Raw genomic sequence first — 8,951 nt, 5'->3', positions numbered from 1 at the left:
TTAGAATCATCTTGCATCTGAATCCTTTTCTACTTTATTTTTCCAAATTCAAGTATAAAGGTTTCAGGTGTTTTTTTCTTGCTTCAGGTGGCTAAACTAATTTTACAATTTGCCAATATTATTTCTTATTTAGAATAAAAGAAAAAGGTTCAGATTTTACTCTGAACCTTTTTTCTCGAAATACTCCTCATTGTTATTGACTGCTTAGTTATTTTATTGTGTTCTGTGATGAAATAAGATCTTTAGCCACAGGGCTTATCCTTAGCAGAATGCCAGCCTTGAGAGTTGGCACGAGTATTTGAATTTGACTTTTAGTTCTTAACTTAATGCCAAATAGCAAACTTAATATTGTAAGAATGCTGACTGAAGCATAGCACAAAATGAGTCATCCAAATAGATTATTTAGTGTAGCGACAAATTTTTCAATTTCATCTACGCTATTATCGCTACCTAATGAAACACGAATATAACGGCTCACTTCTGTGGGACTAAGTCCGAGAGATAATAGGGTACGATCGGGCCTAGGATCTAAAATACTGCAAGCACTAACTGTAGAAATGCAGAATCCTAACTGCCCCATTTTTGTTACTGCTTCTTGTCCTTGAGTCCGTGGTAATATAAGTCCACAAATACCAGGATAATCATCAACAACCATCCTGATATCCTTTGAAATTAAACTTTTTAATTTACTTTGCAGTATATGCATTTTTTCCAAACTTTCCTCAATTGTTGGAAAGTTGTATTGTAAAGCAGTTGTCATACTAGAAATTCCCGGAATATCAAGCGTTCCGGGCAAAAATCCATTTTGCTGGAAAACATTATTATACGAGGGAACCGTGATCGATTCTGGTGATAAGAAGAGAAGACCACATCCTTTTGGCCCGTTAAATTTATGAGCACTAACACTAAAACCGCTGATATCTGTATAATCTAGTGGTATTTTTGTTACTGCCTGTACTGCATCCATAAAAAATGGAATATCATGCCGTTTTGCAATGAGTTTTAATGCAGAAATATCTTGGATAATACCAGTAACCGAATTTACCGCCTGAACAACGATTAACGCCGTTCTCTCAGAAATTCCGTTTTCTAAAGCCTCTGGAAGGACTTTTCCATTCTCAGTAACTGGCAGAAAACAGATTTTAAATTTATTTCGTCGTTCAAGCCTTTCCAACACTTGATAGATAGAAGAATGCTCAAGGGGACTGACCAGAACTTCATCCCTTTCTTCTGAAATTTCTACTAAACTCTCAATACCTATTTGGTTACTTTGAGTTCCGCCACTAGTAAAAATTAAGCCATCTGCTGGAACATGGAGCAATTGAGAAATTTTACTTTTTACTTGCAGGATTAAATTGGAACTCTGATTACCCAAAATATGCAAGCTATCGCTATTAGCATAAAATTGTTGGGCCACTTCTGTATATACTTTGAGAGCTTCAGTACTCATTTTTGTAGTTGCTGCATTGTCAAAATAGATCATACCCTCTCCTAACTAAGATTTAACATCTTATCTAGTGCAACTTTTGCAAAATGAGATGTTTCTTGATTAACCTTGACTATATTTAACTCCTCAGGTCTGTTCATTAAATTGTCCATTGTCAAAGCTAAATGAGGTAAATCTATTCGATTCATTAATACACAGGAACAAGCTATCGGATTTAGCAGCATCACCTGCTTTTCAGGAAAGATATGTTGAAGTCTACTTACTAGGTTGTTATCAGTTCCAACAGCGATGCGAGAACCCAAAGGTGATTGCTGAATGTAATCAATAATGGCTTCCGTAGACCCCACTTCATCAGCTGCATTAACTACCTCGTTAGTGCATTCTGGGTGAACAATTACTTTTATCTCAGGATAAGTCTTCCGCAGTTGACTAATCTGATTAACATTAAACTGTTGATGAACTGAGCAATATCCGTCCCATAATATAATCTTTATCTTCTCTGAGTTGCTTGCAATAAATTCTTCAGAAAGTGGTTTCCACAGAGCTATCTCATCAGGACTAATTCCTAACTGTAATGAGATGTTTCGGCCAAGATTTTGATCTGGTAAAAAGAAAAGATATTTACTCCTCTGTAAAGCCCACTTAATAACCTTCATAGCATTACCAGATGTTACGACGACTCCATTATGTTTTCCTACAAAACTTTTAATTGCACTACTGGAATTGACGTAGGTTATTGGCATGATATCTGAACCATATTTGTCTTTTAAATACCTCCAAGCTTTAGTAACTTGAAAGCTATTTGCCATATCAGCTAAAGAACAGCCAGCTGTTGGATCAGGTAAAATTACATCTTGAGAATCATCTGTCAATATATCCGCTGTCTCAGCCATAAAAGTTACACCACAAAATATAATCTTTTTAGCAGTTTTATTAGAAGCAGCAATTTGAGCTAATTTTAATGAATCACCTGTTGCGTCTGCAAACTGTACAATTTCATCCTTTTGATAATGATGAGCTACTAGTAAAATTTTGTTTCCAAAATATTTTTTTATTTTATAAATTCGATTGATTTGCTCTTGAGAGTCTTCCATGTAATATTTTGCAAGTCTGGCTTGCCCTTCAATATTTAAACTGTCCATTCTTTACTAACTTCTCCAATTTAATAATTCTTAATTTTATAGTAAATAAAACTTGTGTCTATGACATTACAACACACTAAAAACACTGATATACTAAAATTGTATTGTTTTGACTTTTTTCCAAAAGCAAATAATATTCAAATACAAAAACAAATCTACAAGTTCTATGGAATAATAAGTAGCAGTAAAATGTCATTTTGAAAATGGTATGGATATAAATTTTCAAGCCTTCTTATAAATTAAATAATTTGACTTCTTTAACATTAATTTTCCGTTTTCATTCCTTTGCTACTATTAAAACTTATATCTAATGCCTTAACCGAATGAGTCAATGACCCTAGTGAAATATAATTCACCCCTGTACCACGATAAGCCGAAATATTATCAAGCGTAATTCCTCCAGAGAGTTCTGTGATAATGGATTCAGGAACAAGTTTTAACCACTCTTTGACCTCCTTTGGAGTTCTGTTGTCAAACATAATAATATCAACACCCGAAGCCACAGCCTCTTCAACTTGAGCACTGGTCTCAACTTCAACTTCAATTTTAACCATTTGACCTAAATTTTCTCTGATCTGTTTAACTGCAGAAGTAATACTACCCCAAAAAGCAATATGATTATCTTTTAACATGACACCATCATATAATCCCATTCTGTGATTAAAACCCCCACCAATTTTTACAGCTTGTTTATCAAAAATACGTAGACCTGGCATGGTTTTTCTTGTATCACAAATTCGAATGTGAGGATCATTTAAGCTATTTATTACACTTTTAGTCTGAGTTGCAATTCCACTCATCCGTTGCATCAAATTTAAAATGACCCTCTCTCCCGTTAGCAAGGTGCGAATATTTCCAGTTGAATATCCAATAATCTCACTTTTTTTAACTACATCCCCATCTTGATAGTTTGATTTGAAGTGGGCATCATTGCCAAGTAGCTCATAAACGAGATTTGGAATAGCTAAACCAGCTATAATTCCATCTTCTTTTGCTAGAAATTCCCCTGACGACTGAGTCATTGACTCGAATATAAGATCGGTTGATAGATCACCTGTACCAATATCTTCAGCTAAAAAATCTCTCAATTTACTTTTTTCCAAAATATACATCACTGTTCCTCCTCTATTAGATAGTGTGCTCCTAAACTTTTATGGCGATTCAAGACTGCAAGTGCAATTTCTTTTGAAACTAAACATAAATTTGCAACCTCAAGTTCTGCTTTATTCATCCGTTCTGGTAAAAATTCGAACTGATAAGAAGAAAGCCAAGCAATAAAGTCTTTTACCTCAGAAGTCTTTCTTACAATCCCTAGCGTTTTAGAAACTTTTTCTTTCAAAAGGGAGCGTTCAGGAAGATTAAACTGTATTTCATGAAATATCTCGGTTTTTTCATCACTTTGTACCAAAGCAATATCACGATTTAATAAATTGAGTATTGATTGTGCGGTAGACTGTCCAAAAGCTAAAATTTCTAACAAAGAATTGCTAGCAAGACGATTTGCTCCATGAACTCCCGTACAAGCGACTTCTCCTACGGCATATAAATTTCCTAAACTTGTCTTTCCTTTTAGGTCTGTCTTTATTCCTCCCATCATGAAGTGCATTCCTGGTTGGATAGGAATTTTCTTCGTATTTTGATAAGGGGATTTAGTTTGTAGAAGATAATCTGTAATAAAGGGAAAACGCGCTTCAAAATTCTCAACTTTTGATATATCTAAATAAACACTTTCACCTTTTTTAATATGTTCATTGACAACACGACTAACAACATCACGCGGAGCTAGATCCTCTTTCTCGTGGCGGCCGGCCATAATAGCTTTTCCGTAACTATTGACTAATACAGCACCTGCTCCTCTAACCGCTTCTGATATTAAAATAGGATGAATTCCTTTATCTGCTGCCAGTAAAGTAGGATGGAACTGCAAAAACTCTAAATCAGTTAACTGCCCCCCTACTCGCGCTGTCATAGCTAATCCATCACCAGTGATACTCTTATCATTGCTTGTGATATTAAATAATTGCCCGACTCCACCACTTGTGAGTACAAAAGCATCTGCTTTTAAAGTAATCATTCTTTCATCGGAATTTAAATAGCGAACGCCTATTACTTCATTTTCTTCAATGATCCAATCCACTGCCATCGCGAATTCAATCCATGTTATTTTTCTACTTAGTTGCTTTTGAACAAATTCCGTTACCTTTTTTCCTGTACGATCTCCTCCAGAATGTAAAATGCGGGCAAATGAATGTGCCCCCTCAAGTCCAAAGCTTAAATTGCCTTGATCATCGCAATCGAATTTCATTCCTTTTCTTATTAGGTCTTTTATAACTTCTGGTCCTTCGTCAACTAGGAAATCTACTGCTTCTTTATTGTTATGGAAAGCCCCTGCAACCAATGTATCCATTATGTGATTTTTCTTATTATCAAAAGGACTCATAACAGCAGCAATTCCTCCCTGAGCTAGCATTGAATTGCTTTCACTACGTCTTCCTTTTGTCAAAATTGTTATATCTACTTGATCATCTAAATAATAAGCTACAATGCTTCCCGCTAATCCAGAACCAATGATAACTACTTTCTTTCTCAATTTTTTCCTCTTACTCTACTTTTAAGTGAAATGCTTCTCTTAATTCTGTGGTAGAGTCCTCTTTTAATCTTGTCATTAATATAATAATTGCAATTAGTACTAGTCCAACAAATAGAATGAGTACTGTGGAGATGCCCATTTTAAAGTCAGCCATCCACCCCACTTGGAAAAGTGGGGATACTACTCCCTACCCTACCAAATGATTATGCTATTCCTGTTCCTCTGATCTCTGTTGGAAACTGGGTTGGGATCGAAGCCGATCAGCGTTTCCCATGTGCCTAAATCACAGAATAACATGAACGCTCCAGCGACAAATATAACTCCTATATTGTTTCCAGATCCAAAAAAAGACATGAAATAATTGTTCCTAACAAATAAATAGTTAATATTATTTTCCGATTCATTTTATTCATCAATATGCTACGACTGTAAGTTTCTCACCTAATGCTACTCCAGTTATAAATCGTATAAACATAAACTATGTGATCTTAGAAGTAAATACTAATGCTGAATTACTCAATGAAAAGACAAACATGCTCCAAAGCATCACTCTTTTTCTTCCGTATACATCAGAAAGTCCGCCACATAAACTGTTCCTATAATCATTCCAACTATTGTAACAGGGCCAATTAATCTTAGCTCAATAGGATTTGGTTGCCGTTTTTTTTAGCAATAGTTATAATAAATGATAACAATGCAACATCTAATACATCAATCATCCACACAGTTGTCAATGATTAGTAGTAAGTGTTTATTTTTTTAAAAACTCCTCCTTCTAATAAAAGTTATTTTAACTTTTATTATTCAAGAGAAACTCTAACACACTTTTAATTTGATGTCAAGCGATATTTTTTCGCGGGTCTGCCTGGTCCTTGACTTTCAACTAATCCAACAGGTTCTAAAATCTTTTTATGATTTTGGTAAAAATTTGAATTATCTGGTTCGTATTGACCGAAAAGTTCAAAGATATGTCTGGCGAGTTTCAGGGTGAATGAAGAACCGAGGATCAAAAGAATGGTAGGCTGATAATCTAATTTATTGGCAATTCTATGACAAGCCACTGTTAATATCCAATTGTGATCAAATGCTAATCTAATATTCGGATTACTATCATTGAGGTATTCATTATCCTCTAATGTTTTGAATTTCAGATTTCCATTTTGAAAATTAAATTGATGCTTAGAAATTTGATTTAGACTGAACCAAGCTGCATCAACTGCTCCCGGTCCTGGTGTGAGCGGTAAATTTTGAGGTAAGAAAACCATATAGCTTAAGGAAAGTGCTCTTAGATCAGGATTTCTTTCAGGAGCTGTGAAAGTAGCTAATTGTTCTGCATGAATTTCTGGTAAATCTAATCCAATTCTTTCCTTGACCAATCTCAGTGATGCGGCATGTGCACTTTCATCATCTCGCAAAAGTGTTTCCGGAAGTGCCCAAAAAGATTGAAAAGATTGGTTTTCTCTTTTTATTAGCAATACTTTAATTTGTTGAGTGTTTGAATCAAAACTCCAAACAATATTTGTTACTGTAATGTATGGACGAGCAACAGGATTATATATCATAGTTTCCTCCAATGTTTAATATTCTATATTCCAAAAAAATACTATCAATTATTAAAAATTATACAGATAAACATTCGCCTTGCCTTTATTTTTAATAAGTTGAGTAAATCATTAAGAATGAAAATTTTTGCATAACTTATCCACTTCATTTCACGATTAAGCAATCGATAACCACAGATTCCTATATAGCGGTAAGATCTCTATCTAAATAGACAATTTTGTATAAGTTATTTTGACACGTCTCTTTTTTATTAACTTTTATATTTTTTTAAATTTTATTTTGACAGTGTTATACACTTCTAAAAATGAATCTACAAAAAATATTGATAAAGCAATTGCACCAGCAATTGATATTGATTCTACGAAGTTTTTCCCCGCAAGGTTTGTATTTCCAAGAATATAATAATAAGCAATTTTATAAATGCCAACTCCAGGTACCAGTGGAAAAATGCTTGGTATATAGAAAATAGTGACAGGAGATTTTAATAATCTCGCTGCTATGTGTGAAAGCAAAGCGATGATCATACCACTCAAGAGTGTTGCAACTGCACTACCAGTGTAATGCAAAGAAAGTAGGTAAACTAAATAGCCTAAAGCTCCTATAAATCCTGATTGGAGGACTAAATGTTTAGGTGTTTCAAAAATAATGCCAGACGTTACAGTGACAACGTAGGCTCCAAAAACTTGTAAAATTAAACCCATGATACTATTCCTTTCGAAATAAATAGCCCCAATGCCACGCCTAAACCTAGGCTAACTGCAATTATCAAAGCCTCTACAATCTTTGCGACCCCAGATCCATAATCTCCTTTGAAAGTATCCCGAAAACCATTTGTAAAAGCTGTTCCTGGAAATAGTGGCATTAAAACTGAAATAATAACAACATTAAAAGAATTATCAGGTTGACCAATAACATGAATAAGAATTGGAATTATTGTGGCAACAATTAAAGTTGAAACTGTCCCAAAAATAAAATCATTTAATTCAAAATATTGTTTTAATTTATAAGTTCCTAGTAACAAGATAGCTGCGATAAAGGAAAGAAATAATTCATTTAGGTTTCCGCCAAATAAAGCCGTGAAGGATAAAACTAAAAGTATTGTGGATATACTATGAATTCTTTTGGAATAGACTGTCTTACCTATTGCCTGTAACTGACAATAGGCCTCCTCTATTGTGATTGTTTTTGCTGTTATATCACGAGAAATTTGATTAACAATATGAATTTTTCGTAAATTCGTTTCTCTCTTCTCAATACGTTTCACAAATGTAATTGGTGCTTTTAAATTAGGACCATCTAAAGTGATAAAAAGTCCTGTTGTGTTAGCAAACACATCAATTGTCGGTAAATTACTTATTTTAAGTATGCGAGAAACAGTATTTTCAACTCTATAGCACTCCGCATTGGATTCTAGCATAATCAATCCCGCAAAGGTTGCCACTTCAACAATATATTTATAATCTTTAAGAGACATAAGTTCATTCTTCAATCTATATTTAATGAAATAAATTTAAACTAACTAAGTTTATTAGTTATCCAAATATCAATTTTCAACATATTCTAAAATATCAACTATCGCTGATTCTATTCCAGTCATAAATAAGTACAGGCAGAGTTACTGGGTCAAATTTGAAATTATTTTGAATTAAAATTTCAATTATGCTTGTAAATTTACCAAAAATACATCATAAAAATTAAACATAAAAAAACTCTGAAAATATAATAGTCTTCTAAGATTCAGCTAAAGATAATAGTCAGAATTTTTACCTTCTCCTAGATAATGTTTAAAAAACTTTGACATATCCTAGGTAATCTGTGAATTTATATCTGTAATGTAGATAAGCTACATTACAGATACAAACTAGAAATCTTAATATTAAACTGGTTTATTGTAACTTCCAGTTTCAAATTTTCGATAATTTAGTATAGCTATTTCAACAAAATTCAAATAAATTATAGGAGCACAACACCTAAGGTTCCTACAGCCCATCATAATCATATGGTACTAAAATATTGGCTATAAGTCCACTATATCCCCCACAAACAATCTTCAATGGATGGAAAAAAATGGATGTGGTGTAATTTCAAAAAAATAGGGAAAATTTGAAATTCAAAATATGGCAAATTGTAAAATTAAGTTAGCCACCTGAAGCAAGAAAAAAACACCTGAAACCTTTATACTTGAATTTGGAAAAATAAAGTAGAAAAG

Annotated in this window: 7 protein-coding genes; all 7 read right to left on the bottom strand. The window is 33.5% G+C overall.

Annotated features, from left to right (window positions below; genetic code table 11):
* Nucleotides 1-385: 385 nt before the first annotated feature.
* The 7 genes from HNQ37_RS07945 to HNQ37_RS07915 all read right to left on the bottom strand — a co-directional run bounded on the left by HNQ37_RS07945 (nt 386) and on the right by HNQ37_RS07915 (nt 8,216).
* Nucleotides 386-1,483, bottom strand: a complete 1,098-nt coding sequence (locus HNQ37_RS07945; protein WP_183541078.1) for a cysteine desulfurase family protein — start codon at nt 1,481-1,483, stop codon at nt 386-388.
* Between the two features lie 8 nt (nt 1,484-1,491).
* Nucleotides 1,492-2,589 (bottom strand): quinolinate synthase NadA, encoded by a 1,098-nt coding sequence (gene nadA / locus HNQ37_RS07940; protein WP_183541076.1) that lies wholly within the window; start codon nt 2,587-2,589, stop codon nt 1,492-1,494.
* Between the two features lie 263 nt (nt 2,590-2,852).
* Nucleotides 2,853-3,701, bottom strand: a complete 849-nt coding sequence (gene nadC, locus HNQ37_RS07935) for a carboxylating nicotinate-nucleotide diphosphorylase (protein ID WP_183541080.1) — start codon at nt 3,699-3,701, stop codon at nt 2,853-2,855.
* On the bottom strand, nt 3,701-5,179 hold the full coding sequence (nadB, locus tag HNQ37_RS07930; protein ID WP_183541073.1) for an L-aspartate oxidase: 1,479 nt from the start codon (nt 5,177-5,179) through the stop codon (nt 3,701-3,703). The genes nadC and nadB overlap by 1 nt, the downstream gene beginning before the upstream one ends.
* Before the next feature lie 827 nt (nt 5,180-6,006).
* Nucleotides 6,007-6,741, bottom strand: coding sequence for an NUDIX domain-containing protein (locus HNQ37_RS07925; RefSeq protein WP_183541070.1), 735 nt, complete (start codon nt 6,739-6,741; stop codon nt 6,007-6,009).
* 258 nt (nt 6,742-6,999) lie between these two features.
* Nucleotides 7,000-7,443, bottom strand: coding sequence for a threonine/serine exporter family protein (locus HNQ37_RS07920; RefSeq protein ID WP_183541067.1), 444 nt, complete (start codon nt 7,441-7,443; stop codon nt 7,000-7,002).
* On the bottom strand, nt 7,434-8,216 hold the full coding sequence (locus tag HNQ37_RS07915; RefSeq protein ID WP_183541064.1) for a threonine/serine exporter family protein: 783 nt from the start codon (nt 8,214-8,216) through the stop codon (nt 7,434-7,436). Before HNQ37_RS07915 ends, HNQ37_RS07920 begins: the two co-directional genes overlap by 10 nt.
* Nucleotides 8,217-8,951: the final 735 nt, after the last annotated feature.

This window comes from Lactovum miscens, from assembly GCF_014202895.1.
Lineage (GTDB): Bacteria > Bacillota > Bacilli > Lactobacillales > Streptococcaceae > Lactovum > Lactovum miscens.
Note: the sequence above shows the minus strand (reverse complement) of the source record. Positions and strands in the feature narration are given on the sequence as shown.